We start from the raw sequence: 23023 nt of genomic DNA, 5'->3' as shown, positions 1-23023 counted from the left end.
GCCGTCGCGCAGCCGCCATCTGGTGGCGCGATGGCGAAGCCTCCTCCTACCGGCCTGGCCGTGCCGCTCGAGCCGCTCGTCACCCGCGTGCTCGCCCCCAACGCCTCGGCCTACACATATACGGGTACGCAGACCCATATCGTCGGGCGTGACGATGTCGCGGTGATCGATCCCGGCCCCGACGACGCCGCGCATCTCGCCGCGCTGGGCGTCGCGATCGCTGGGCGCCCGGTGCGCGCGATCCTGATCACCCACCATCACCGCGACCATTCCCCCGCCGCGCGCGCGCTCGCCCGCGCCACCGGCGCGCCGATCGTCGGCGGCGCCGCCACGGTGCGCGGCGAGGACGACCCCGGCTCGAGCGACGCCGCCTTCGATCGCGACTATGCCCCCGACCGCGTCCTCGCCGACGGCGAGCGCGTCGACGGCGACGGCTGGACGCTCACCGCGCTCGCGACGCCGGGCCACACCAGCCAGCATCTCGCCTACGCGCTGGGGGAGAGCGGAGCGCTGTTCTCGGGCGACCATGTGATGGGCTGGGCCACCAGCGTGATCTCGCCGCCCGACGGGGACATGGGCGAGTATCTGGCGAGCCTGGAGATGCTGCTCGGGCGCGACGACCGCGTCTATTATCCCGGCCACGGCGAGGCGGTGGAGCGGCCGCACCGGCTGGTGCGCGGCATGCTCGGGCATCGCCGACAGCGCGAGGGGCAGATCCTCCGGCTGCTCGCCGCCGCGCCGCGCACCGTCGCCGCGCTGGTCGAGCGCATGTACGTCGGGCTCGACCCGCGGCTGGCGGGGGCGGCGGCGCGCTCGGTGCTGGCGCATCTGATCGATCTGGAGCGGCGCGGCGCGGCGACGCGGGAGGAGGACGCGTGGCGGATCATCTGACCGGGCTGGGCAAGCTGCTGGTGTCGCTGGCGATCGCCACCGCGATCCTGGTCGCGACCTTCGTCGGCTATCGCTATTACACCGAGCGCTACGCGGTGACGACCGACGACGATGGCGTCGCGGTGGCGCGAGTCGTCGCCGGGCGGCTGTACGGCAGCAGCGAGCTACGCGTCAGCCATCTCGCGGGGACGGTGCAGTCGACCGCGGCCACCACCCGGATGTTCGGCTGGCTGCGCTACGTCCGGCTGATCAAGGCGCCCTATGACGTCGACTATTTCGTCGACCTCGGCGCGCTCGGGCCGCGCGACTTCCGCTACGACGCGCGGCGGCGCTCGCTGCTGGTCGAGGTGCCCGACGTCGTCGTGGGCAACCCCAACGTCGACGAGAGCCGCGTCACGCTCGACACCACCACCGGCTTCCTGCCGCCGCGCGGCGCGATGGCGGAGCTGCAGAAAATGGTCTCCGCCAAGGCGACCACGGTGGTCGCCGCCAAGGCGCGCGAGCCCGAGAACATGCGCCAGGCGCGCGACAACGGCCGCGCCGCGCTGGAGCGGCTGTTCGCGGGCAGCCTCGACGCCGCGGGCCTGCCGGTGACCGTCACGGTGCGTTTCGCCGGCGAGCCGCGGACCGGCAGCAGCGAGCGCTGGGACCTCACCCGCTCGCTCGAGGAAGTGCTCGGCAACGGCAGCTGACTTGATCCGGCGGCGCGGCCGGGCCATCTGCGCGTGCATGGACCAGCCGACCAGCCTCGCCGGGCTCGACCTGCGCGCCGAGATCGACCGCCTCCGCACGGAGCGCAACGCCGTGATCCTCGCGCATTACTACCAGAAGCCCGAGATCCAGGACCTGGCCGATTTCGTCGGCGACAGCCTCGACCTCAGCCGCAAGGCGCAGGCGACCGACGCCGACGTGATCGCCTTCTGCGGCGTGCGCTTCATGGCGGAGACCGCCAAGATCCTGTCGCCGCAGAAGACCGTGGTGCTGCCCGACATGGACGCTGGCTGCTCGCTCGAGGACAGCTGCCCGCCCGACCAGTTCGCCGCCTTCCGCGCGCGGCACCCCGACGCGATCGCGCTGACCTACATCAACTGCTCGACCGCGGTGAAGGCGCTGAGCGATGTGATCGTCACCTCCTCCTCGGCCGAGACGATCCTCGCCAAGATCCCGCCCGAGCAGAAGATCATCTTCGGCCCCGACCGCAACCTCGGCGGCTATCTCGCGCGCAAGACCGGGCGCGACCTGATCCTGTGGCCGGGCGTGTGCATCGTCCACGAGGCGTTCAGCGAGACCGAGCTGCTCAAGCTCAAGGCCCAGCACCCCGGCGCGCCGGTGGTGGCGCATCCGGAATGCCCCGCGGTGATCCTCGACCACGCCGATTATGTCGGCTCGACCCGCGGCATCCTCGAGTACGCGATGGCGATGCCGGGCGACACGCTGATCGTCGCCACCGAGCCGCACATCATCCACCAGATGGAGAAGGCGCTGCCGAACAAGCGCTTCATCGGCGCGCCCGGCGCGGACGGCAACTGCAACTGCAACATCTGCCCGTACATGGCGCTCAACACGATGGAGAAGCTGTACCTCGCGCTGCGCGACCTCACCCCGCGGATCGAGATCGAGGAGGGGCTGCGGCTCCAGGCGAAGAAGAGCCTCGACGCGATGATGAGCATGGCCGGCGCGACGGTGGGGCAGGGCGACCTCGGCAAGGTGAGGGTGACGGGGGACTGAGAGGGTCGCGCCGCGCCCTCTCTCGTTCTTCTGCTCTCTTTCCGTCATCCCGGACTTGTTCCGGGATCCACCCGTCCACGTTCTCGCCGGCCGCTGGGCGCGCGGGACGGTGGATCCCGGAACAAGTCCGGGATGACGCGGGTGCGCGGGAGTGGCTCACTCCCACCGTCGCGCCACCATCCCCCGTCACCCGCCCGCTTCCCCTCCGCCGCCGCCGCCGTTACGCAGGGCGGCGATGAAGACCTTCCTCCCGCTCGCGCTCCTGCCGCTGATCGCCGCCGCCGCGCCCGCCGCCGATCCCTATGCCTGGCTCGAGGACATCGAGGGCGCGCGTGCGCTCGACCAGGTGAAGGCGTGGAACGCCGAGACCGAGGCCGCGCTCACCAGGGACCCGCGCTTCCAGCAGGACCGCGCCCGCGCGCGCGAGATCCTCGACGACGAGGCGCAGATCGCGGATCCCGACGCGGTGCTCGGCCAGCAGGTCACCAACCTGTGGCGCGACGCCCGCAACCCGCGCGGGCTGTGGCGGGTCTCGCCGCTCGCCGACTATCGCGCGGGCAAGCCACAGTGGCGCACGCTGATCGACGTCGACGCGCTCGGCAAGGCGGAGGGCAAGAGCTGGGTGTGGCACGGCGCCTCCTGCCTCGAGCCGGCCTATACGCGCTGCCTCGTCAAGCTGAGCAACGGCGGCACCGACGCGCAGGTGGTGCGTGAGTTCGACACCGGCACGGGTCGCTTCGTGGAGGGCGGCTTCGTCGTGCCCGAGGCCAAGAACGACGCCGCCTGGGTCGACCGGGACACGCTGCTGGTGGCGACCGACTGGGGCGCGGGCTCGCTGACCGAGTCGGGCTACCCGCGCATCGTCAAGAGGTGGAAGCGCGGTACCCCGCTCGCCGCGGCGCGGCAGGTCCATGAGTCGCCGGTCACCGCGGTGGAGGTGACCCCGCTCGCCTTCGTCGACGCGACGCGGCGCTGGCCGATGATCAGCGTCGGGCGCAGCTTCTTCGATCGCGCGATGCTGCTCGGCACCGACGACGGGCGCTTCGTCCCGCTCGGCCTGCCCAGGAACGCCGACGTCATGGACGTGATCGACGGCCGCGTCGTCGCGCGGCTGAGCCAGCCCGCGCTGGGCTTCCCCGCTGGTGCGCTGGTCGCCTGGTCGCTCGCCGACATCGCCGCGGGCCGCCGCGCCACGCCCGAGCTGGTGCTGGCGCCGACCGAGCATCAGGCGATCGAGGAGGCGGGCGCGAGCGACCGCGTGCTCTGGGTCAAATTGCTCGACGACGTCTCGGGCAAGCTGCTCGCGCTGCGCCGCGGCGTGGACGGCACGTGGGCGCCGCGCGCGGTGTCGCTGCCGGGGAACAGCACGGTGCATCTGTCGACCCAGGTCGGTGCCAGCGACGAGACCTTCGTCTCGGTCGAGGGCATGCTGACGCCGCCGACGCTCTACGTCGCGGGCGAGCGGGGTGCGCCGCGCGTCGTCCAGTCGCTGCCGGCGCGGTTCGACGCCAGTCGGTTCGCGGTGACGCAGCGCTTCGCCACCTCCCGCGACGGCACGCGCGTGCCCTATTTCCTCGTCACCAAGAAGGGCGCCGCGGCGCCCGCGCCCGCGTTGATCCACGCCTACGGCGGGTTCAAGCTGGCGCAGACGCCGACCTATCTCACCGGCCAGCCCTATCGCGCCGGGCCGCTGGCGCTGTTCTGGGTCGAGCAGGGCGGCGCCTATGTGCTCGCCAACCTGCGCGGCGGGGGCGAGTACGGCCCGCGCTGGCACCAGGCCGGGCTGCGCGAGAAGCGGCAGAACGTCTACGACGATCTCCACGCGGTCGCCGAGGGCCTGGTGCGCACCGGCGTGTCGGCCAAGAAGAAGATCGCCGTGTCGGGGCGCTCCAACGGCGGGCTGCTGGTGGGCGTGGCGCTGACGCAGCGGCCCGACCTGTACGGCGCGATCATCGCTGGCTCGCCGCTGGAGGACATGCGTCGCTACTCGCACCTGTCCGCCGGCGCCTCGTGGGTCGACGAGTTCGGCGACCCCGACAAGCCCGCCGACTGGGCCTTCATCCGCCGCTACTCGCCCTATCAGAACGTGCGCGACGGCGTGCGCTACCCGCCCGCCTTCTTCTATCTCTCGACGAAGGACGATCGCGTCCATCCCGGCCACGCGCGCAAGCTCGCGGCGCTGCTGAAGGCCAAGGGCAACCCGGTCTATTTCCACGAATATCTCGAGGGCGGCCACGCCGTCGGCGCCGATCACGCCGAGGACGCCAACCGCGCCGCGCTGCTCGACGCCTTCCTGCGGCGCGCGCTGATGGGGAAATAGGACGAGGCGGAAGTTGCTTCGCTGACGAAGACCGTGACCGTGGCCGCGAGGCTTCCACCCCGGCGCACGCCGGCGTCCAGTCGGGAGACGCTCGTGAGTCCTGCCCCGGCCTTCCCACCTGGGCCCCGGCCTCCGCCGGGGAACGGTGAGGGTCGACGTCGCTCGATCCTCAACCCCTTAAGCCTTGACTCAGCCCCCTCCGCCTACGGACAAGAGCGCCATCCTAGACACTTACGGGAGCGAACGCGTGGAGAGCAGCCGGCGGGACCTGATGATGATGATGGCGCTGGGCGGCGCCGGCGCGGCGGCCGTCACCGGCGGGGCGGGCGAGGCCGAGGCGGCGGCGCCCGCGATCCCCGCCAAGGTCGTCCACCACGTCTTCTTCTGGCTCAAGAACCCGGGCTCGGCGGACGACCGGGCCAAGCTGATCGCGGGCCTGCGCACGCTCGCGGGGATCCCGGCGCTGCGCGGGCTCCACATCGGCGTGCCCGCGCCGACCGAGCAGCGCGACGTGATCGACTCGAGCTGGGACGTGTCCGAGCTGATGTTCTTCGACGATGTCGCGGACCAGAAGGCCTATCAGGACCATCCGATCCACCGCGCCTTCGTCGCCGCCTGCGAGCCGCTGTGGCGCAAGGTGACGGTGTACGACGTGCTCAGCGCGTGAGGTGAGGGGGCGATGGGTCAGGGAACACCGGCCTAGCACCGCAAGGTAACCGCCCCGGCGAACGCCGGGGCCCAGGTGGGAAGGCCGACGTGAGGTCCACGAGCGTCCCCCACCTGGACCCCGGCTTGCGCCGGGGTGGACGTCAGAGAAGCGCGCCGCCGCTCGATCGAACCCCTCAGTTCATCAGCTCGACCGCCATCGCCACGGCCTCGCCGCCACCGATGCACAGCGAGCCCACGCCGCGGCGCGCGCCGCGATTCTCCAAAGCCGCGAGCAGCGTCGTCAGGATGCGCGCGCCCGAGGCGCCGATCGGGTGACCCAGCGCACAGGCGCCGCCGTTGACGTTCACCACCTCGTGATCGAGCGCGAGCTCCTGCATCGCCACCATCGCGACGCAGGCGAAGGCCTCGTTGACCTCCCACAGGTCGACCTCGTCCTTGCTCCAGCCCGCCTTCTCCAGCACCTTCCGCATCGCCGGCACCGGCGCGGTGGTGAAGCGCGCGGGACGATGCGCGTGGCCGGCGTGCGCGACGATCTGCGCCACCGGCTTGATCCCCAGCTTCTCGGCGACCGACAGGCGGGTGAGCACCAGCGCGGCGGCGCCGTCCGAGATCGACGAGGCGTTGGCCGCGGTGATCGTGCCCTCCTTAGCGAAGGCGGCCTTGAGCGTCGGGATCTTGGCGACGTCCCCCTTGCTCGGCTGCTCGTCGACGCTGACGGTGGTGGTGCCCTTGCGCCCGACCACGTCGACGCTGACGATCTCGCGGTCGAACGCGCCGCTCTGCTGCGCCGCCTGCGCGCGCCGGAGCGAGGCGATCGCGAAATCGTCCTGCGCCTGGCGCGTGAACTGATATTCCTGCGCGGTGTCCTCGGCGAAGATGCCCATCGCCTTGCCCGGCTCATAGGCGTCCTCGAGCCCGTCGAGGAACATATGGTCGAACAGCCGGTCGTGCCCGATCCGCGCGCCGCCGCGATGCGCCTTGGAGAGATAGGGCGCGTTGGTCATGCTCTCCATCCCGCCCGCGACGACGAGGTCGACCGACCCGGCGGCGAGCGCGTCGCTGCCGAGGATCGCCGCCTGCATGCCCGAGCCGCACACCTTGTTGAGCGTGGTGGCCTCGACATGCTCGCCCAGCCCGGCGCGGATCGCGGCCTGGCGCGCGGGCGCCTGGCCGACACCGGCGGAGAGCACGTTGCCCATGTAGATCCGCTCCACCGCCGCGGCGTCCACCCCGCCGCGCTCGACCGCGGCCTTCACCGCCGCCGCGCCGAGCTCGCTCGCGCTCAGCGCCGCCAGGCTGCCCTGCATCGAGCCCATCGGCGTGCGCGCGTAGGACAGGATGACGACGGGATCGGTGGCCATGGCGGGGTTCCTCTCGTTCGATATGTTGCGCCGCATCTAATCGCTCGCCCGGCGCTTTACAAACCGCTAGGTCGCGCGCGTGACCAGCGGGACGGCAGCGGGCGGGCGGGACAGGACGGCGAGACCGAACCTCGCTTCGCGCGCATCGGCCTCACCCTCGCCGTCGCCGCGGCGGAATACGGGGCCGAGGTGGGGCGCGCTGGGTAAGGGTCGCTATCGCCTTCCCGACGGGACGCCGGCGTCCGGGATGACGAACATCGGTCGGTCGACGTCGCGACGCCCCGCTTATGGCTGACCCGCTCGTCTGGCCCGCGCTGCTCGGCGTGCTCGGCGCGATCGTCGGCAGCTTCCTCGCCACGATCGCGGTGCGCTGGCCGGCGGGGCGCTCGGTCCTGACCGGCCGCTCGGCGTGCGACTCGTGCGGCCGCACGCTCGCCGCGCACGAGCTGGTGCCGCTCGTCAGCGGCGCGGTGGCGCGCGGCAGGTGTCGCGGCTGCGGCGCCGCGATCGACCAGCGCCACCTGCTCGTCGAGGCGGGCTGCGCCGCGGTCGGCGTCGCCGCCGGGCTCGCCGCTCCCGGGTGGGAGGCGGCGGCGGGGGCGGTGTTCGGCTGGCTGCTGCTGGTGCTCGCGCTGCTCGACGCGAGCGACTTCTGGCTGCCCGACGAGCTGGTCGCCGCGCTCGCGCTGGGCGGCGCGGGAAGCGCCTGGTGGTGCCCACCCGCGCTCGCCGAGCGGGTGATCGGCGGCGCGGCCGGCTTCGCGCTGCTGTGGCTGGTCGCGGCGGGCTATCGACGCTGGCGCGGGCGCGACGGGCTGGGCGGGGGCGACCCCAAGCTGCTCGGCGCGATCGGCCTGTGGCTCGGCTGGCGGCTGCTGCCCGCGGTGCTGCTGGTCGCGGGGCTGGTCGGGCTCGGCTGGGTCGCCTTCCAGCACCTGCGCGGGCGCGGGCTGGCGCGCGACGACGCGCTGCCGCTCGGGACGCTGCTGGCGATCGCGGCTTATCCGGCGTGGCTGGTCATGGTAAGCTCGACGCGATGACGCTCGCCCTCCTGCTCGCGCTGGCCCAGGCCGCGCCCGCGCTCCCGCCCGACTCGATCGACGGCCTGCCGCTCGGCACGCTGCCGCGCCAGGAACTGCCCGCGCGCGGCTGCGCCGCTTATCTCTTCTCGACCGGCCAGGTGCGCGGGCTCGCCGCGATGGTCACCGGAGACCCAGCGACGCTGCGGATCGCGCTCGACGGCACGGTGCGGGACCTCGCGCGCGCGGGCGCGGCGGGCACCGTCTCGCTCGGCCTCAACGCCGAATCGGTCTATCGCGGCGGCGAGGTGACCGCGACGGTGCAGCTCACGATCGAGTCGCGCCCCAATCTCAACAACGGCGCGGCGGTGCCGAGCGCGACGCTGCGGCTCGATCGCGTGGGGCAGGACACGGTGGTGGTGCCGCTCGCCGGGCTGGTCGGCTGCGCGCCCGGCGCGGGCGCCGCGCCGCATTAGCGCGTTGCCATGAGAAAGGCCCGGCGGAACGTGTCCGCCGGGCCCCTCGTCTCGGCTCGTGCCGGCGACGCGCGCGCGTCAGTGCAGCGAGTCGATCTCCTCTTTCAGCCTGAGCTTCTGCTTCTTCAGGTCCGCGATCACGATCGTGTCCGGCGCCGGTCGCTGCGACTCGCTGGCGATGCGCTGCTCGAGCGTCGCGTGCTTCGCTTCCAGGGCCGAGAGGTGAGCGGTCTGCATGGCAGTAGCCTCCATCTTGGTTGAACGGGACTCGCGATAGAACCACGAATCGCCGCGGGAGTCGCGTGTCATTTGATGACGATCGACCGCCCGCGGCGGTGATGCGACGACTCGTGCGGCACGCGCGGATATCGCTAGGGCGGGGGCGGGGGGCGCTGCTAGGGACGGTGGCGCACGAGAAGAGGGGTGGCAACAGATGCAGGCGGACGCGGACGAGGCGGAGATCGCGGCGCGGCTGAGCACGCTGCGCGTCGAGCACCGCGACCTCGACGCCGCCATCGCGGCGCTGAACGAGGGCGGCACCGCCGATCAGCTCCAGCTGATGCGGCTGAAGAAGCGCAAGCTGCGGCTGCGCGACGAGATCGCGCTGCTCGAGGACCAGATCATCCCCGATATCATCGCCTGAGCGCATCGCCCGCGCGAAAGATGGTCAACGCGCTTGGCGGCGCCGGGCGGTCCGTGGCAGAATCAATCACATGGCACAGCTACTCGACGCCGAGCGGATGCAGCGGCGGCTGATCGACACCTTCTACATGGAGGCGATGGTGCTCGCCGACGAGGCGCGCCATTATTTCGACGAGGGCGGTCGCGCCGAGCGCGAGTCGCTCACCCCGATCGAGCGGGTGACGTTCAGCTGCGAGTCGCTCAAGGTGACGACGCGGCTGATGCACGTGATCGCCTGGCTGCTCACCCAGCGCGCGGTGATCGCGGGCGAGCTGACGCCGGGCCAGGCGATCGACCCGGCGCGCCGGCTCGGCGCGGCGCCCGCGACCGAGCTGGGCGAGGTCGAGTCGCTGCCCGAGCGCGCGCGCGCGATGATCGCGGCGAGCAGCGACCTGCACCGTCGCGTGTCGCGGCTCGACGTCGCCCAGCTGGCGGAGCTGCCCGCGGCGAGCCCGGCGCGCTCGATGCTCGACCGGCTCGCCACGGCGTTCTGAGGGCGCGTTCCGAGAGCGTCGGAGGGCCAATCCCGCTCTTGTAGTGACGGCTCCTTTCCCCGGCCGTCATCCTCGCCTCCGCGGGGATGACGGACGAGAGGGATGCGGCCAGGCCTCTCGCACCATCGACGCGCACCCGTGACTCGCATACTCGCCCGCGCTACCCCGACGCTGCCCTCACGCCCCGATCCGCGCGCGCGCCGCGGCATAGTCGCGCGCGATCCGCTCCACCCGCTCGGCCACCGGCTCGACCCGGTCGACCGCGCCGATGCCCTGGCCCGAGCCCCAGATGTCGCGCCACGCCTTGGCCTTCGCGCCGCCCTCGCTGCCCGCGGCCGAGCCGAAGTCCATCGTGCGATAGTCGCCGCGCGGCAGGTCGTCGGGGTCGAGCCCCGCGGCTACGATCGAGCCGCGCAGGTAGTTGCCGTGCACCCCGGTGAAGAGGTCGGTGTAGACGATGTCCGCCGCCGCGCCGTCGACGATGCCCTGCTTGTAGCGCGCGTCGGCGTTGGCCTCGGCGGTGGCGATGAAGGCCGAGCCGATATAGGCGAAGTCCGCCCCCATCGCCTGCGCTGCCAGCACCGCACTGCCGGTGGCGATCGCGCCTGACAGCGCCAGCGGCCCGTCGAACCATGCGCGGATCTCCTGCACCAGCGCGAAGGGCGAGAGCTTGCCCGCGTGGCCGCCCGCGCCGGCGGCGACGGCGATCAGCCCGTCGGCGCCCTTCTCGATCGCCTTGCGCGCGTAGCGGTCGTCGATGACGTCGTGCAGCGTGATCCCGCCCCAGGCGTGGACCGCCCGGTTGAGGTCCTCGCGCGCGCCGAGCGAGGTGATCGTGATCGGCACCTTCCACTTGGCGCAGGCGGCGAGGTCGCGCTCGAGCCGGTCGTTGGAGCGATGGACGATCTGGTTGACCGCGAACGGCGCCGCCGGGTGCTCGGGGTGCGCGCGATCGTGCGCCGCCAGCTCCTCGGTGATGCGATGCAGCCACTCGTCGAGCAGCGACTCGGGTCGCGCGTTGAGCGCGGGGAAGGAACCGACGATTCCCGCCTTGCACTGCGCGATCACCAGCTCCGGACCCGATATGATGAACATCGGCGAGCCGATGATCGGCAGCCGGAGGCGGGACAGGAGCGGCGGGATCGACATGGTCGCGGTTATGTGGAGGCCGCCCGGCGCTGGCAAGGCTGACGCCGCGTCAACTCCGCCGCGCTCGCGTCGGCCATCCTCCGCCGCCGGGAGGATCGCGCCGCGAGCGCGCGTCGTGCTCCCGCGCGCGCGGGCGTCCAGCAGCCCCGAGCGTCGCGCGCCGCCGTTCTGCCCGGCCCTGGGTTCGCGCGGTCGCGGGAAAGCAGTCCGACGGCGAGCGTCGGGGACGCTGTCGCCGAGGGGCGTGCGGGCGGATGGTGAGGACAAGCCGGCCAGGTTACCTCTAATCCAATCGCTCCAGCGTCGCCGCGGCGGCGCGCGCGTTCTCGACATAATGCGCCGCCGAGAGGCGCAGCGCCGCCACCGCGGCGTCGTCGAGGGCGCGCACCGCGCGCGCCGGGCTGCCGATGATGAGGCTGCGCGGCGGGAAGATCTTGCCCTCGGTCACCAGCGCGCCCGCGCCGACGAGGCAGTCGTCGCCGATCGCGGCGCGGTTGAGCACGATCGCGCCCATGCCGATCAGCACGCGGTCCCCCAGCGTGCAACCGTGCAGGATCGCGCGATGGCCGATCGTGCAGTCGGCGCCGACGATCAGCGGCGCGCCGGGATCGGAGTGGAGCGTGCAGCCCTCCTGCACGTTGCTCCGCGCCCCCACGACGATGTCGGTGTTGTCGCCGCGGACTGTCGCGCCGAACCAGACGCCGACGTCCTCGCCCAGCCGCACCGCGCCGATCACGTCGGCACTGGGCGCCACCCAGGCGCCTGCGGCGAGCGTCGGCCGCTGTCCCTTGAAGGCGTAGAGCGGCATCGTTCGTCTCTCCTGTCGCCGCTGTCCCGCGGCGGGAAGCGCGCGCGGCACGAGGGTCGTGGTCTCAAACGTAAATATCGCGTTAAAGCATAGTCATGGAACGCAGACTCGTCCTCACCAATGAAGGCGCTCGCCACCCCTTCCGCCGGCTGCTGCCGCCGCCCCCGCCGCTCGTCGCCGCCGCCAGCGCGCGCGGCCGCGAGGACGCGAAGCTGTTCCTGCTGAGCTTCTCCGCCTTCTTCACCTGTTTCTACACGCTGATCGCCTGAACGCGACGTACGGGCGACGCCTCGTGGCGCGATATGGCGCGTCTCGCCTGTCGCGGTCGCCACGGGGGAGCTCGGCGGTGGGCGATTGGCCGCATGCCCTCGGCGCCATCCTGAACTCTTCTCAGGGTTGACGGCCAAGCCGGGGCTGCGTCGCGCGGCCCGCGAGCCGAGCCCGCGCTCGATCACGCGCTGTCCTACACGCGCGCGCTCTGCCACGTCACGCAGCCGCGCTCTTTCTCATCGCTTGCGGTCGTGCGCGACGACTCACGCCGGTGACGGTCCCCTTCGGCCGCGGGCGACTCAACGTTGGCGCGATCCCCGCCAGCGACTCAACATTCGCAACATTCGCGCGATCGACGACACCGGGCCGCGCCGGCCCTCGTACGGAATTTCTCGAACGAGGACAGGGTGCTGCGAGGCGAACCGCGCGCCGCCTCGCAACCTGCGCGACGGTCGAGCCACGGCGGCGCCGCCTCAGTCGCAGGCGCGGTGAAGCCGCTGCGCGATCCAGGCGGAGACGACGCACATGCCCACCACCACCAGCAGCAGCTGCGACGGCGTCACGCCCAGCGCGGTGATCGCGGCGACCACCACCGAACCGATCGTCATCGCGCCGGCGTTGACGACGTTGTTCGCCGCCACGGTGCGCGCCGTATGGTCCTTGGTCACGGTGGTCGTCAGGAAGGCGTAGAGCGGCACCACGAACATGCCGCCGAAGATCGCGACGCCGAGCAGCGCCAGCAGCACGAGCGCGGCGTGCGGCTGGTGCAGGAAGCCGGTCATGTCGAACAGATGCCCGCGCGGCGCCGGTGTCCACAGCCCGACGACCCACCAGAAGCCGAGCACCGCCAGGCCCATCGCGATCACCGACGCGGGCGAGAAGCGCGCCGAGATCTGGCCGCGCAGCAGCAGGTTGATCACCACCGAGCCGATCGCGACGCCGACCGAGAAGACCGCCAGCACCAGGCTGGCGACGCTCGCGTCCGCGGTCAGCACGTTCTTCACCAGCGGCGGGAAGACGATGATCAGCACCGAGCCGATCGTCCAGAAGAAGCTGATCGCGCAGATCGCCAGGAACAGCCGCGGGATGTGCATCGTCCCCGCGATCAGCCGCCACGAGGCGCGGAACGGGTTGAGGTCGACCGCCAGCTTCGGCCCGAGCCGCGGCGCCGGCGGCACCGCGCGCGCGGTGGCCCAGCCGAGCAGCGCGACCGCGATCGTCAGCGCCGCCACCAGCGTGGTCGAGCGATAGACGAAGCCCGCCACGATCGTGCCGAGCAGGATCGAGAGGTAGGTGCCGGCCTCGACCAGGCCGGTGCCGCCGAGCACGTCGTCCTCGTCGAGATGCTGCGGCAGGATGGCATATTTGATCGGCCCGAAGAAGGTCGAGTGGACGCCCAGCCCTGTCACCGCGGCGAGCATCAGCACCAGCGGCAGCGTCACCGCGCCGGTGCGCGCCAGCATCAGCCCGGCGGTGCCGACCGCCATGATCGCGATCTCCACCGTCTTAACGATGCGGATGATGCGCGCCTTGTCCATCGTGTCGGCGAGTTGCCCCGCCAGCGCCGAGAGGAGGAAGAAGGGCAGGATGAAGAGCGCCGCGCTGAGCGCGTTGAAGAAGCTCTCCTGCGTCTCGTCGGCGAAGATCTCATAGGTGGCGAACAGCACCATCGAGGTCTTGAACAGATTGTCGTTGAAGGCGCCGAGGAATTGGGTGGTGAACAGCGGCAGGAAGCGCCGCCGCTTGAGCAGCCCGAGGGCATTGATCATGACGCGGGCCCGTGCCCTTCGGATAGTTGGTACTTGTCGCGGCCATAGCCCCTGGGCGCGCGCGTTCCAAACGCTGTTTTTCGCGGGCGCGGGTTGCGCCGCGGGCGTGCGCGGTCCACGTCGGCGGGCGATGCTGTCGCTGCCCAACCTCCTGACCCTGTCGCGGATCGTCATGGTGCCGCTGCTGGTCGCCTTCCTGTGGTGGCCGAGCTGGCAGGCCGGTTTCGCGATCGCCTTCTGCCTCTACTGCCTCATGGGCATCACCGACTATTTCGACGGCTACCTGGCGCGCGCGCAGGGCACCGTCTCGAAACTGGGCGTCTTCCTCGATCCCATCGCGGACAAGATCATGGTCGCGGCGGTGATCCTCATGCTGGTGGGCACGCGCCACGACGACGTCGCGGTGATCACCGGGGTGCATATCATCGCCGCGCTGGTAATCCTGCTGCGCGAGATCGCGGTGAGCGGGCTGCGCGAGTTCCTCGCCGGGCTGCAGGTGTCACTGCCCGTGTCGCGCCTGGCCAAATGGAAGACGACGCTCCAGCTGGTGTCGCTGGGCGCCTTGATCCTGTCGGGCGCGGTGCCCGCGGCGGTGTGGGTCCACCAGGTCGGTCTCGCCAGCCTGTGGGGCGCGGCGGCGCTGACGATCGTGACGGGGTGGGACTATCTCCGCGTCGGCCTGCGGCACATGGACTGAGCGCGGTGCGGCTGCTGTATTTCGCCTGGGTGCGCGAGCGGGTCGGCGTCGGTGAGGAGGAGGTGACGCCGCCTCCGGAGGTGACGACGGTGGCCGATCTGGTCGCGTGGCTCGCCGCCGCGAGCGAGCGCCACGCCGCCGCTTTCGCCGAGCCGGCGCGGCTGCGTGCCGCGGTGGACCAGGTGTTCGTGCCGCTTGAGGCGCCGCTGGCGGGCGCGCGCGAGGTGGCGATCTTCCCGCCGGTGACGGGCGGGTGATCCGCGTGCTGGTCTCGCCCGTCGCGATCGACGTCGCGGCCGAGCTCGCGGCGATCGAGCGCGACGGCGCGGTGGCGAGCTTCACCGGCCTGGTGCGCGGCGACGACGGCGTCGCGACGCTGGAGCTGGAGCATTACCCGGGCGCGACCGAGGCCGCGCTGGTCCGGCTGGCGGAGGCCGCGCGCGCGCGCTGGTCGCTCACCGCGGCGACGATCGTCCACCGGGTCGGGCCGATGGCACCGGGCGAGCGGATCGTGTTCGTCGGGACCTGCGCGCCGCACCGCGGCGCGGCGCTCGAGGCCTGCGCCTATCTGATCGACCGGCTCAAGACCGACGCGCCGTTCTGGAAGCGCGAGACGGTCGGCGGCGCGGCGCGCTGGGTCGAGGCGCGCGACGGCGACGACGCGGCGGCGGCACGCTGGCAGTAGACGCGATCGCCCGCTGCCGTTCCCCGGTGAAGGCCGGAGCCCGGTCGGGTGACGCCGGTGAAGACCCATGTGCGCCGTCCCAACTGGACCCCGGCCTGCGCCGGGGAACAGTCTTGTGAGGCTCGTTCGCCCGCCTCAGCGGGGCAGCACCCAGCGGACGCGATCGACGTAGGTCGCCGCGACGGGCGTCCCCGCGTCGTCGAGCGCGGCGGTGAAGCGACCGCGGCGCTGGTAGAGCCGGCACGTCGCCTGGTCGAGCGCGACATGGCCGCTCGACGCGGTGACGCTGCAGTCGCTGACCTTGCCGGTGGCGTCGACCTGGAGCGCGATCGCGACCACGCCCTGCTCGCCCGCGCGGATCGACGAGGGCGGATAGTCCTCGGTGGTGATCCAGGCGTTGCGGTCGCCGCGCGCGCGCACGCCGACCGCCTTGCTCAGCGGCGGCGGGGGCGGGGTGATCTCCACGATGCCGCTCCCGCCGCCGGTCGCGGGCGTGATCGGGATGATCGGCGGGGCGGGCTCGACCGTGAAGGGCTTGTCTGCCGTGATCGGCACGATCGGCTCGGGTGTGACCACCGTCTCGGTCGGCTGTAGCTTCGGCGCCATCTGCTTGGGCTGCGGCGCGGGATCGGGCGGGGGCGGGGTATCGAGCGGCACGTTGTGCGTGATCAGCTCGGTGGTCACGCTCGTCACGAAGCTCGCCGCCATGCCGCTGACGAACACATAGCCGATCAGGCCATGGATCGCGGCGACCGCGGCAAAGGTGGTGAGGCGTCTCGAACTCGGGACCCGGTCTGCATAAGCCATGCGACAACCCTCCATCCTGGAGTGCCGTGGCGGCGATCTTGCCCGACCATCGGCGAGCTCCGGACCGAGGAGGCTGCGCCCCGGCCGCTGGGCGGTCAAGCCGGGGTTCGCCCCGTTATGGTCGTGAAGTGGGACAGGCGGGCCGCCGCCCCCTCCGCGCGGCGTCATCCTGGATGCGTTTCAGGATACACTGTGCCGCACACCCAGCAGCCGAAGCGTTCGCCGAACGGTGAATCCTGAGACAAGCTCAGGATGACGCGGGCGAGGGCGTGTGCCCCCCCGCCGCCGCTCACCCCGCCGCCTTGAGCACCTCGCCGAGCAGCTGGAAATCGCGCTCGCGCGGCGAGGCGCGGCGCCAGACCAGGGCCAGCGTCCGCACCGGATAAGCCGCGTCGAGCGGGCGCGCGGCGACGTTGGTATGGTCCAGGATGCCCGCGTCGAGCGCGATCTTGGGCAGCATCGTCACGCCCAGGCCGTTGTCGACCATCTGCACCATCGTGTGCAGCGAGGTGCCCAGCATCGTCGCCTCGGCGCGCAGCTCGGCGCGGTTGCACGCCGCCAGCGCGTGGTCCTTGAGGCAGTGGCCGTCCTCGAGCAGGAGCAGCCGCGTCTCGTCGATCTCGGCCGGGCTCACCGCCGCGCGCGTGGCGGGCATCTCGCCCTCCGGGAACGCGAGGAACAGATGGTCGTCGAACAGCGGCAGCGTCGTCACCTCGCCGCACGCGTAGGGCAGGGCCAGCAGCACGCAGTCGGTGCGGCCGTTGTGGAGCGCCTCGCACGCCGGGCCGCTCGGCTCCTCGCGGAGGAACAGCTTGAGATCGGGATAGTCGCGGCGGAGCCGCGGCAGCACGCGCGGGAGCAGGAAGGGCGCGATCGTCGGGATCACGCTCATCCGCATCTCGCCGGACAGCGGCCGCCCGGCGGCGCGCGCCATGTCGCCCAGCTCCTCCGCCTCGCGCAGCACGGTGCGCGCCTTGGTCGCGATCTGCTCGCCCAGCGGGGTGAAGCGGACCACGCGGCGGGTGCGCTCGACCAGCGTCACGCCGATCAGCGTCTCCAGCTCGCGCAGCCCCGCCGACAGCGTCGACTGGGTCACGAAACACGCCTCCGCGGCGCGGCCGAAATGGCCGTGGTCCTTGAGCGCCACGAGATATTGCAGCTGCTTCAGCGTGGGTAGGTAGATCGCCGCCATTTATCGCCTCTATCGATCAAGGTCGAAGCAATAACCGACTTGATCGATCAAGCGAACCCTTTTAGTGCCGCCGCAAGAGAGGCGGTCCACCGCCCGCCCCCGAGAGGATGGCTGAAGCCCATATTCCATCAGGAGGCTTCCATGCTGACCATCGGCGACCAGTTCCCCGCCATCACCGTCCCCGTCCAGCAGGGCACCGGCGCGCTCCCCGCCGGCGAGACGCTCGACCTCACCACCGCCTACCCCGGCAAGTGGAAGGTGCTGTTCTACTGGCCGAAGGACTTCACCTTCGTGTGCCCGACCGAGATCGTCGGCTACAGCCAGATCAAGGGCGACTTCGAGGACCGCGACGCGGTGCTGATCGGCGCCTCGACCGACACCGCGCACGTCCACCTGGCGTGGCGCAAGTCGGATCCGGACCTTGCCGCGGCCGACTTCCCCTGGCTGGCGGACAACGGCGCCAAGCTGGCCGACGCGCTCGGCATCCTCGACAGGGACGAGCATGTCGCGTTCCGCGCCACCTTCATCGTCGATCCGGACAATGTGATCCAGGCGGTGCAGGTCAACGGCCTCAACGTCGGCCGCAACCCGGCCGAGACGCTGCGCGTGCTCGACGCGCTGCAGACCGACGAGCTGTGCCCGTGCAACTGGAACAAGGGCGACGACGTCCTCCAGGTCGCGGCCTGATCGATCCGGGGGCGGGGCCCGGCGTCCCGCCTCCGTCAACTACCCCGTCGCCCCGGCGGCGGCTGATCCCTCGCGCGCGCGCGGGGACGGTCGCGCCGGGGCGATTGACGTCCGAGAAAGAGAAACATGGCCCTCAAGGACTTCGCGGGCACCTTGCCCGACTTCGCCAAGGACATCCGGCTCAACGTCGGTTCGCTGCTCAACGAGACGGTGCTCAACGACCAGCGCAAATACGGGCTGCTGCTCGCCTGCGCGCACGGTTCGGGGCACAAGCCGCTGGTCGAGGCGACCGAGGCCGAGGTGGCCGGGAAGCTGTCGCCCGAGGCGGCCAACGCGGCGCGCGCCGCCGCGGCGGTGATGGCGATGAACAACGTCTATTATCGCTTCACCCATCTCGCCGGGAACGACGAATATCAGCGCATGCCCGCGAAGCTGCGCATGAACGTGATCGCGGCGCCGGGGATCGACAAGGTCGACTTCGAGCTGTTCAGCCTCGCGGTCAGCGCGATGAACGGCTGCGGCATGTGCATCGACAGCCACGAGCAGGTGCTCAAGAAGGCGGGTATCACCGCCGAGGTGATCCAGTCCGCGGTGCGAGTCGCCTCGGTGATGAAGGCGGTCGCCACGGTCCACGCGGTCAGCGCCTGAAGCGTCGCCCGGCGCGTCGCACGCGCCGGGCGACGAGATCACATCAGCACCGCGCGCACGAAGCCGTAGGTGCTGGTGATCGTCAGCACGGTGCCGACCAGCACCAGCATCACCTTCATCGGGATGCGCTTGGCGAACAGGGCGCCGAGCGGCGCGGCGGCGACGCCCCCGATCAGCAGGCCGATCGTGGCGGTGGCGAAATCCTTCACGCCGAGATGATAGATGAAGGTCGCCGACACGACCGAGGTCAGGAAGAACTCCACCGCGCTCACTGTGCCGACCACCTTGCGCGGCTCGACGCCCTGGACCAGCAGGTTGGAGGTGACGATCGGTCCCCAGCCGCCGCCGCCCGCCGCGTCCATGAAGCCGCCGATCAGCCCGAGCGGCTCGACCACCTTGGGCTTGCTCACCGCCGGCGGGAACATCAGCCCGCGGATCAGCAGGTAGACGCCGACCGCGATGAGGTAGCCGAGCACGAACGGCTTGACCGTGTTGCCGTCGAGGTTGGTGAGCAGATAGGCGCCGGTGACCCCGCCGATCACACCGGGGATCAGCAGCCGCAGGAACAGCCGCCGATCGATGTTGCCGTGGAAGGCGTGACTGATCCCCGACACCGCGGTGGTGAAGGTTTCGACGATATGGACGTTGGCCGAGGCGCGCGCCGGCGCCACCCCCATCACCGCCACCAGCAGCGTGTTGCAGATCACGCCGAACGCCATGCCGAGCGCGCCGTCGACGAGCTGGGCACCGAAACCGACGGCGATGAACGGAAGGAGGCCGGCGATGTCCAACTGAGTGAGTGTCTGCATGCACCTTCCTGATCGCGCCCGCCGCGGCCGCGATGCTAGGGGCTTGGTCTATCGTCCACAACCGCGATAGGAAATTCGAGTTTCGCGCGGCCAAGCGCTGCTTATGGAAACCGCCGCGCGTTCGCCTTATCTGTGGCCGACAATCATGCTCGACCGTCGGCGCCGCCGGCGCATCAGGGGAGCCGGCGGGGACACGGATGGCGCGACTGAACGATTATCTCGACTCGATCCGCGCGCGCGATCCCGCCCCGCACTCGCGGCTTGAGATACTCACCTATCCGGGCGTCTGGGCGCTCGCCTTCCACCGCGTCGCGCATCGGCTGTATCGCCGCCGCTGGTTCCTCGGCGCGCGCGTGGTGAACCATGTCTCGCGGATGCTGACCGCGATCGACATCCATCCGGGCGCCAGGATCGGCCGGCGCTTCTTCATCGACCACGGCTTCGTCGTGATCGGCGAGACCGCCGAGATCGGCGACGACGTCACGATCTACCAGTGCGTCACGCTGGGCGGCACCAGCCCCGACAACGGCGTCGCGGGCAAGCGCCACCCCACGATCGCGGACGGCGCGATCATCGGCTCGGGCGCGCAGGTGCTCGGCCCGATCCTGGTCGGCCCGCGCGCCCGCGTCGGTGCCAACGCGGTGGTGACGCGCGACGTGCCCGCCGGCGCGGTGATGGTCGGCATCCCGGCGCGCCCGACGATGGTGGAGGGGGGCGCCGCGCCAGAGCCGCGCTTCGTGCCTTATGGTACGCCGTGCAGCGAGGTGTTCGATCCCGCCACGCAGAAGGTGGAGATCCTGCGCTGCGAGCTCGAGGCGATGAAGAAGCGGCTGGACGCGCTCCTCGCCGAGCAGGGCGAGCGACCGGAGCGCGATCGCGCCTGATGGGGAGCGTCACGCCCTTTCCCGGCGCGGCGCGGCCCGACCAGGTCGGCTTCGACCGCCTCGAGCTCAACCGCATCCTCGACCTGTACGGCCGGATGGTCGCGGCGGGCCATTGGCGCGACTATGCCATCGATCTCGGCCGCGAGGCCGCGGTGTTCAGCGCCTTCCGCCGCACCGCCGAGCGCCCCGAGTTCCGCATCGAGAAGCGACCCGCGCTGCGTCAGCGCCAGGGGATGTGGGCGCTCGTCGGCGAGGCGGGGCAGGTGATCCGCCGCGGGCATGAACTCGGCCCGGTGCTCGCCCCGGTCGAGCGGCGGCTGATGAAACTGGTGGAGGAATAGCGAGCGCGCGTCCGGCGCAATGCCCGTCACCCCGCGTGATGGACGGGGGGCAGCCGGTGCGCCGCCGCGCCGAGTCGCTGGACCAGCGCGGCGCGGATCGTCTGCCAGAAGGCCGAGAGCGACAGCAGCGCCGCCCCGATCACCAGCGCGGTCAGCGCGGCGGAGAGTTCGACCGCGCCGCTCGTGCGGATCAGCGTCGACAGGGCGTAGAGCACGTAGATGAGGCTCGAGACGAGCAGCGCGCGCCGGTCCACCGCCAGCGCGACCAGCGCGGAGAGCAGGTAGAGCAGCAGGACGATCAGCGCGGTCCCGAGCGCGAGCTGGTCCTCGAACACGCCGAGCAGCCGGAACACCGGGTGAGCGATCATCGGCGCCGCGACGAGGTGGAGCCAGAAGGCGACGTCAGCGCGGCGGGTCTCGCGTCGCGGGTCGCTCATGTCCCAGCGCATCGCATAGCCGAACACCGCGACGCCGCCGACGAGCAGCATCGCCCAGGTGAAATGCTCGGCGGCAGGCAGCGCCGCGAGGATCAAGCTGATGACCAGGCCCACCCCGGCCGCCGCGCCGGCGGCGGGGGTGATCGGCACGTGGAAGCGGCGCCAATGCGCCCAGGCGCCGATCGCCGCCAGCCCCGCCGCCGCGCTGCCGGTCATCGCGCCGGTCCGGTCACCGGCGAAGATCGTGCGCGAGTCCGCCGCCATCAGCACCGCCGCGGCGACGCCGCCGACGAAGGTGAGCAGCAGCACGATGCTCGGCAGCGCCATGCGTCGCCGCGCGGTGAAGTAGAGTGCCAGCGCCCAGGACGTCGCCGCGACCGCCGCACCCCCTGCCCAGTCGGCGACCACGCCGCCGATCTGCGCCACCGCCACCAGCAGCAGAGTGATCGCGATGGTGACGAAGATGTCGTTGAAGCCGGTGAGGAAACGGAAATGCTCCTCGTCCACCGCCGGGGTCGCGCGCAGGGCGGCGACATGGTCGCGGAAAGCGGCGGCGATCTGCGGGGGCATCACGCCCGCGGTCACCGCCTGGTCGAGGTCGCTGTCGCTGTACATGCGCGCGACTGTCGCCGCGACGCTGGTGGCGCGCAACCCGGCGCGTGACCCAGGCGGGTCGCCACCTCAGCCGCGCCGGAGCGCCGCGCCGATCAGCATCGCCTGCGCCGCGCCGGATTCGGGTACGATCTCCCCGGCACGGTCGGTGATCGCCGCCCAGTGCGCCGCGACGCCCTCGGGCGACAGCGCCTCGCCCTCGAGCAGAACGCCCGACGTCAGCGTGATCTGGCTCACCTGGAACACGCCCGCGCCGGCGCCGACGATCTGGTTGCTCGGGGCCTCCTCGCTGACCAGGAACAGCGCCGCGGGCGCGACCTTCTCGGGCGCGAAGGCGGCGTAGGCGTCGGCGGGGAACAGTTCCTCGGTCATGCGCGTGCCGGCGACGGGCGCGACGGTGTTGACGCGGATGCCGTGCCGCGCGCCCTCGAGGTGGAGCGTGCGCGCCAGCCCGACCAGCCCGAGCTTGGCCGCGCCGTAATTGGCCTGGCCGAAATTGCCGAACAGGCCGGAAGAGGAGGCGGTCATCAGCACGCGACCGTAATTCTGCGCGCGGAACGTCTCCCAGCACGCCTTGGTGGCGTTGGCCGAGCCGATCAGATGGACGCCGACGACGAAGGCGAAGTCCTCCGGCGACATCTTGGCGAACGTGCGGTCGCGCAGCACGCCCGCGTTGTTGATGAGGACGTGCACGCCGCCCCATGCTTCTACCGCGCGCGCGACCATCTCGTCCATCTGCGCGGAGTCGGTCACGCTGGCGCCGTTCGCCATCGCCTCGCCGCCGAGGGCTCGGATCTCCTCGACCACCGCCTGCGCCGCGTCGGAGCCGCCGTTGCCCGACCGGTCGGCGCCGAGATCGTTGACGACGACGCGCGCCCCGCGCCGCGCGAGCTCGATCGCATAGTGGCGGCCCAGCCCTCCGCCGGCGCCGGTGACGATGGCGACGCGGCCGTCGAAGCGGATGGACATGGAAAAGGCGCCCCCTCTGATGATGGAGCGCCTTCCTAGTCAGGTGCGGGGCGGGCGAGAAGCCCGCCCCGGCGCGGCATCAGCGACGGCGCGCGCGCATGCGCTTCTTGCCGCCGGCGTCGCTCGCCTGCATGCAGCCGTCATACTGGCCCTTCTTGCAGACCGGGTAGTTGGCCTCGGGCGCGGGCGCCGGATAGGCCTGATCGGGCGAGGGGGCGGGCTGGAAACGGACGGTCGCGCCCGGCTGCGGCGTCCCCGACAGCGCCGGCTGCGAGGGCTGGTAGCCGCCGGCGGTCTCGGTGCCCATCGCGCCGCCGGCGGCCGGCTGCGGCGAGGCGGGGGTGGTCGACGGCGGCATCGCGGCGTCACCGGTCGAGGGCGCGGTCTGCATCGGCGCCTGCTGCTGGCTCATCGCGGGATCGGCGGTGGTGTCGGCCGAGGGGGCGGGGGCGGCGTCCGCGGGCGCGGTGGAATCGGGCGCGGTGGTGGTGTCGGGCTGCATCGTGCCGGTCTGCGGCGTCTGCTGCGGGGTGTCCTGCGCGATCGCCATCGCCGGGACGGCGATGACGGCGGCTGCTGCCAGAAGGATCGTCTTCATGTTCTCTCTCCTGCCGTGCGTT

General features: G+C 71.7%; 28 protein-coding genes. 17 read left to right on the top strand and 11 right to left on the bottom strand.

Annotated elements, in window-relative coordinates:
- Positions 1-30: 30 nt before the first annotated feature.
- The 5 genes from KZ813_RS04275 (at position 31) to KZ813_RS04255 (ending at position 5606) form a co-directional block, all read left to right on the top strand.
- Positions 31-891, top strand: coding sequence for an MBL fold metallo-hydrolase (locus KZ813_RS04275; protein WP_219753713.1), 861 nt, complete (start codon positions 31-33; stop codon positions 889-891).
- Positions 876-1583: a DUF4230 domain-containing protein gene (locus KZ813_RS04270; protein WP_219753712.1), complete on the top strand. Its 708-nt coding sequence runs from the start codon at positions 876-878 to the stop codon at positions 1581-1583. The genes KZ813_RS04275 and KZ813_RS04270 overlap by 16 nt, the downstream gene beginning before the upstream one ends.
- A gap of 37 nt (positions 1584-1620) precedes the next feature.
- Positions 1621-2619: a quinolinate synthase NadA gene (nadA, locus tag KZ813_RS04265; RefSeq protein ID WP_219753711.1), complete on the top strand. Its 999-nt coding sequence runs from the start codon at positions 1621-1623 to the stop codon at positions 2617-2619.
- Positions 2620-2854: 235 nt separating this feature from the next.
- Positions 2855-4939 (top strand): prolyl oligopeptidase family serine peptidase, encoded by a 2085-nt coding sequence (locus KZ813_RS04260; RefSeq protein WP_219753710.1) that lies wholly within the window; start codon positions 2855-2857, stop codon positions 4937-4939.
- Positions 4940-5186: 247 nt separating this feature from the next.
- On the top strand, positions 5187-5606 hold the full coding sequence (locus KZ813_RS04255; RefSeq protein WP_308461777.1) for a Dabb family protein: 420 nt from the start codon (positions 5187-5189) through the stop codon (positions 5604-5606).
- Positions 5607-5781: 175 nt separating this feature from the next.
- On the opposite strand, the gene KZ813_RS04250 is transcribed toward KZ813_RS04255, so the two are convergent.
- The gene (locus tag KZ813_RS04250; protein WP_219753709.1) at positions 5782-6969 is read right to left on the bottom strand and encodes a thiolase family protein; all 1188 of its coding nucleotides are present in this window, start codon (positions 6967-6969) and stop codon (positions 5782-5784) included.
- A 287-nt stretch (positions 6970-7256) separates the two neighbouring features.
- Here KZ813_RS04250 and KZ813_RS04245 point away from each other — a divergent pair, with 287 nt between their 5' ends.
- Positions 7257-8009, top strand: a complete 753-nt coding sequence (locus KZ813_RS04245; RefSeq protein ID WP_219753708.1) for a prepilin peptidase — start codon at positions 7257-7259, stop codon at positions 8007-8009.
- Positions 8006-8464, top strand: a complete 459-nt coding sequence (locus KZ813_RS04240; protein ID WP_219753707.1) for a hypothetical protein — start codon at positions 8006-8008, stop codon at positions 8462-8464. The genes KZ813_RS04245 and KZ813_RS04240 overlap by 4 nt, the downstream gene beginning before the upstream one ends.
- A gap of 78 nt (positions 8465-8542) precedes the next feature.
- Here KZ813_RS04240 and KZ813_RS04235 read toward each other — a convergent pair whose 3' ends face one another.
- Positions 8543-8773, bottom strand: coding sequence for a YdcH family protein (locus KZ813_RS04235; RefSeq protein ID WP_373369246.1), 231 nt, complete (start codon positions 8771-8773; stop codon positions 8543-8545).
- A 124-nt stretch (positions 8774-8897) separates the two neighbouring features.
- Between KZ813_RS04235 and KZ813_RS04230 the strand changes: the two genes are divergently transcribed.
- Together KZ813_RS04230 and KZ813_RS04225 are read left to right on the top strand one after the other, a co-directional pair.
- A complete protein-coding gene (locus tag KZ813_RS04230) occupies positions 8898-9107 on the top strand; it encodes a YdcH family protein (RefSeq protein ID WP_219753706.1) in 210 nt (69 codons plus the stop codon).
- Positions 9108-9177: 70 nt separating this feature from the next.
- The gene (locus KZ813_RS04225; protein ID WP_258046388.1) at positions 9178-9639 is read left to right on the top strand and encodes a DUF1465 family protein; all 462 of its coding nucleotides are present in this window, start codon (positions 9178-9180) and stop codon (positions 9637-9639) included.
- A 177-nt stretch (positions 9640-9816) separates the two neighbouring features.
- Here the strand turns inward: KZ813_RS04225 and KZ813_RS04220 are convergent, their stop codons facing one another.
- Both KZ813_RS04220 and KZ813_RS04215 read right to left on the bottom strand, forming a co-directional pair.
- Positions 9817-10788 (bottom strand): NAD(P)H-dependent flavin oxidoreductase, encoded by a 972-nt coding sequence (locus KZ813_RS04220; protein ID WP_219753705.1) that lies wholly within the window; start codon positions 10786-10788, stop codon positions 9817-9819.
- Between the two features lie 283 nt (positions 10789-11071).
- Entirely contained in the window at positions 11072-11596 is a 525-nt protein-coding gene (locus KZ813_RS04215; protein ID WP_219753704.1) for a gamma carbonic anhydrase family protein, read from the bottom strand.
- Positions 11597-11691: 95 nt separating this feature from the next.
- Here KZ813_RS04215 and KZ813_RS04210 point away from each other — a divergent pair, with 95 nt between their 5' ends.
- Complete coding sequence (locus KZ813_RS04210; RefSeq protein WP_219753703.1) at positions 11692-11865, top strand: hypothetical protein; 174 nt, start codon at positions 11692-11694, stop codon at positions 11863-11865.
- A 474-nt stretch (positions 11866-12339) separates the two neighbouring features.
- Here the strand turns inward: KZ813_RS04210 and KZ813_RS04205 are convergent, their stop codons facing one another.
- Entirely contained in the window at positions 12340-13635 is a 1296-nt protein-coding gene (locus tag KZ813_RS04205; RefSeq protein WP_219753702.1) for an MFS transporter, read from the bottom strand.
- Positions 13636-13765: 130 nt separating this feature from the next.
- On the opposite strand from KZ813_RS04205, the gene pgsA reads away from it, so the two are divergent.
- Genes pgsA through KZ813_RS04190 form a run of 3 tightly spaced genes read left to right on the top strand, consistent with a single transcriptional unit; the run spans position 13766 to position 15017 of the window.
- Positions 13766-14332, top strand: coding sequence for a CDP-diacylglycerol--glycerol-3-phosphate 3-phosphatidyltransferase (pgsA, locus tag KZ813_RS04200; protein ID WP_183921418.1), 567 nt, complete (start codon positions 13766-13768; stop codon positions 14330-14332).
- A 5-nt stretch (positions 14333-14337) separates the two neighbouring features.
- Positions 14338-14589, top strand: a complete 252-nt coding sequence (gene moaD, locus KZ813_RS04195; RefSeq protein ID WP_219753701.1) for a molybdopterin converting factor subunit 1 — start codon at positions 14338-14340, stop codon at positions 14587-14589.
- Complete coding sequence (locus tag KZ813_RS04190) at positions 14586-15017, top strand: molybdenum cofactor biosynthesis protein MoaE (protein ID WP_219753700.1); 432 nt, start codon at positions 14586-14588, stop codon at positions 15015-15017. Before moaD ends, KZ813_RS04190 begins: the two co-directional genes overlap by 4 nt.
- 135 nt (positions 15018-15152) lie before the next feature.
- Here the strand turns inward: KZ813_RS04190 and KZ813_RS04185 are convergent, their stop codons facing one another.
- Positions 15153-15824 carry an energy transducer TonB gene (locus KZ813_RS04185; protein WP_219753699.1) on the bottom strand — a complete coding sequence of 224 codons (672 nt, stop codon included), beginning with the start codon at positions 15822-15824 and terminating at the stop codon, positions 15153-15155.
- 289 nt (positions 15825-16113) lie between these two features.
- Positions 16114-17016 carry a hydrogen peroxide-inducible genes activator gene (locus KZ813_RS04180; RefSeq protein ID WP_219753698.1) on the bottom strand — a complete coding sequence of 301 codons (903 nt, stop codon included), beginning with the start codon at positions 17014-17016 and terminating at the stop codon, positions 16114-16116.
- 141 nt (positions 17017-17157) lie between these two features.
- Between KZ813_RS04180 and KZ813_RS04175 the strand changes: the two genes are divergently transcribed.
- Together KZ813_RS04175 and ahpD are read left to right on the top strand one after the other, a co-directional pair.
- Positions 17158-17703, top strand: a complete 546-nt coding sequence (locus tag KZ813_RS04175) for a peroxiredoxin (protein WP_219753697.1) — start codon at positions 17158-17160, stop codon at positions 17701-17703.
- 126 nt (positions 17704-17829) lie between these two features.
- Positions 17830-18351 carry an alkylhydroperoxidase, AhpD family gene (gene ahpD, locus KZ813_RS04170; protein ID WP_219753696.1) on the top strand — a complete coding sequence of 174 codons (522 nt, stop codon included), beginning with the start codon at positions 17830-17832 and terminating at the stop codon, positions 18349-18351.
- Between the two features lie 38 nt (positions 18352-18389).
- Here ahpD and KZ813_RS04165 read toward each other — a convergent pair whose 3' ends face one another.
- A complete protein-coding gene (locus tag KZ813_RS04165) occupies positions 18390-19160 on the bottom strand; it encodes a sulfite exporter TauE/SafE family protein (RefSeq protein WP_219753695.1) in 771 nt (256 codons plus the stop codon).
- Between the two features lie 197 nt (positions 19161-19357).
- Between KZ813_RS04165 and epsC the strand changes: the two genes are divergently transcribed.
- Positions 19358-20044: a serine O-acetyltransferase EpsC gene (epsC, locus tag KZ813_RS04160; protein ID WP_219753694.1), complete on the top strand. Its 687-nt coding sequence runs from the start codon at positions 19358-19360 to the stop codon at positions 20042-20044.
- On the top strand, positions 20044-20385 hold the full coding sequence (locus KZ813_RS04155; RefSeq protein ID WP_219753693.1) for a DUF2794 domain-containing protein: 342 nt from the start codon (positions 20044-20046) through the stop codon (positions 20383-20385). Before epsC ends, KZ813_RS04155 begins: the two co-directional genes overlap by 1 nt.
- A 26-nt stretch (positions 20386-20411) precedes the next feature.
- On the opposite strand, the gene KZ813_RS04150 is transcribed toward KZ813_RS04155, so the two are convergent.
- The 3 genes from KZ813_RS04150 to KZ813_RS04140 all read right to left on the bottom strand — a co-directional run bounded on the left by KZ813_RS04150 (position 20412) and on the right by KZ813_RS04140 (position 23001).
- Positions 20412-21437 carry a hypothetical protein gene (locus KZ813_RS04150; RefSeq protein ID WP_219753692.1) on the bottom strand — a complete coding sequence of 342 codons (1026 nt, stop codon included), beginning with the start codon at positions 21435-21437 and terminating at the stop codon, positions 20412-20414.
- Positions 21438-21503: 66 nt separating this feature from the next.
- Positions 21504-22403, bottom strand: coding sequence for an SDR family NAD(P)-dependent oxidoreductase (locus KZ813_RS04145; RefSeq protein WP_219753691.1), 900 nt, complete (start codon positions 22401-22403; stop codon positions 21504-21506).
- Between the two features lie 79 nt (positions 22404-22482).
- Positions 22483-23001, bottom strand: a complete 519-nt coding sequence (locus KZ813_RS04140) for a hypothetical protein (RefSeq protein WP_219753690.1) — start codon at positions 22999-23001, stop codon at positions 22483-22485.
- Between the last annotated feature and the right edge of the window lie 22 nt (positions 23002-23023).

The organism is Sphingomonas folli (assembly GCF_019429525.1).
Lineage (GTDB): Bacteria > Pseudomonadota > Alphaproteobacteria > Sphingomonadales > Sphingomonadaceae > Sphingomonas > Sphingomonas folii.
The sequence above is the reverse complement of the archived record's forward strand: the minus strand, read 5'-3'. Positions and strand labels throughout refer to the sequence as shown.

Coding starts and splice junctions, on each gene's coding strand:
- KZ813_RS04275 (WP_219753713.1), top strand. CDS start 31: ATGGCGAAGCCTCCTCCTACCGGCCTGGCCGTGCCGCTCGAGCCGCTC.
- nadA (WP_219753711.1), top strand. CDS start 1,621: ATGGACCAGCCGACCAGCCTCGCCGGGCTCGACCTGCGCGCCGAGATC.
- KZ813_RS04260 (WP_219753710.1), top strand. CDS start 2,855: ATGAAGACCTTCCTCCCGCTCGCGCTCCTGCCGCTGATCGCCGCCGCC.
- KZ813_RS04250 (WP_219753709.1), bottom strand. CDS start 6,969: ATGGCCACCGATCCCGTCGTCATCCTGTCCTACGCGCGCACGCCGATG.
- KZ813_RS04245 (WP_219753708.1), top strand. CDS start 7,257: ATGGCTGACCCGCTCGTCTGGCCCGCGCTGCTCGGCGTGCTCGGCGCG.
- KZ813_RS04240 (WP_219753707.1), top strand. CDS start 8,006: ATGACGCTCGCCCTCCTGCTCGCGCTGGCCCAGGCCGCGCCCGCGCTC.
- KZ813_RS04235 (WP_373369246.1), bottom strand. CDS start 8,773: ATGACACGCGACTCCCGCGGCGATTCGTGGTTCTATCGCGAGTCCCGT.
- KZ813_RS04230 (WP_219753706.1), top strand. CDS start 8,898: ATGCAGGCGGACGCGGACGAGGCGGAGATCGCGGCGCGGCTGAGCACG.
- KZ813_RS04225 (WP_258046388.1), top strand. CDS start 9,178: ATGGCACAGCTACTCGACGCCGAGCGGATGCAGCGGCGGCTGATCGAC.
- KZ813_RS04220 (WP_219753705.1), bottom strand. CDS start 10,788: ATGTCGATCCCGCCGCTCCTGTCCCGCCTCCGGCTGCCGATCATCGGC.
- KZ813_RS04215 (WP_219753704.1), bottom strand. CDS start 11,596: ATGCCGCTCTACGCCTTCAAGGGACAGCGGCCGACGCTCGCCGCAGGC.
- KZ813_RS04210 (WP_219753703.1), top strand. CDS start 11,692: ATGGAACGCAGACTCGTCCTCACCAATGAAGGCGCTCGCCACCCCTTC.
- KZ813_RS04205 (WP_219753702.1), bottom strand. CDS start 13,635: ATGATCAATGCCCTCGGGCTGCTCAAGCGGCGGCGCTTCCTGCCGCTG.
- pgsA (WP_183921418.1), top strand. CDS start 13,766: ATGCTGTCGCTGCCCAACCTCCTGACCCTGTCGCGGATCGTCATGGTG.
- KZ813_RS04185 (WP_219753699.1), bottom strand. CDS start 15,824: ATGGCTTATGCAGACCGGGTCCCGAGTTCGAGACGCCTCACCACCTTT.
- KZ813_RS04180 (WP_219753698.1), bottom strand. CDS start 17,016: ATGGCGGCGATCTACCTACCCACGCTGAAGCAGCTGCAATATCTCGTG.
- KZ813_RS04175 (WP_219753697.1), top strand. CDS start 17,158: ATGCTGACCATCGGCGACCAGTTCCCCGCCATCACCGTCCCCGTCCAG.
- ahpD (WP_219753696.1), top strand. CDS start 17,830: ATGGCCCTCAAGGACTTCGCGGGCACCTTGCCCGACTTCGCCAAGGAC.
- KZ813_RS04165 (WP_219753695.1), bottom strand. CDS start 19,160: ATGCAGACACTCACTCAGTTGGACATCGCCGGCCTCCTTCCGTTCATC.
- epsC (WP_219753694.1), top strand. CDS start 19,358: ATGGCGCGACTGAACGATTATCTCGACTCGATCCGCGCGCGCGATCCC.
- KZ813_RS04155 (WP_219753693.1), top strand. CDS start 20,044: ATGGGGAGCGTCACGCCCTTTCCCGGCGCGGCGCGGCCCGACCAGGTC.
- KZ813_RS04150 (WP_219753692.1), bottom strand. CDS start 21,437: ATGTACAGCGACAGCGACCTCGACCAGGCGGTGACCGCGGGCGTGATG.
- KZ813_RS04145 (WP_219753691.1), bottom strand. CDS start 22,403: ATGTCCATCCGCTTCGACGGCCGCGTCGCCATCGTCACCGGCGCCGGC.
- KZ813_RS04140 (WP_219753690.1), bottom strand. CDS start 23,001: ATGAAGACGATCCTTCTGGCAGCAGCCGCCGTCATCGCCGTCCCGGCG.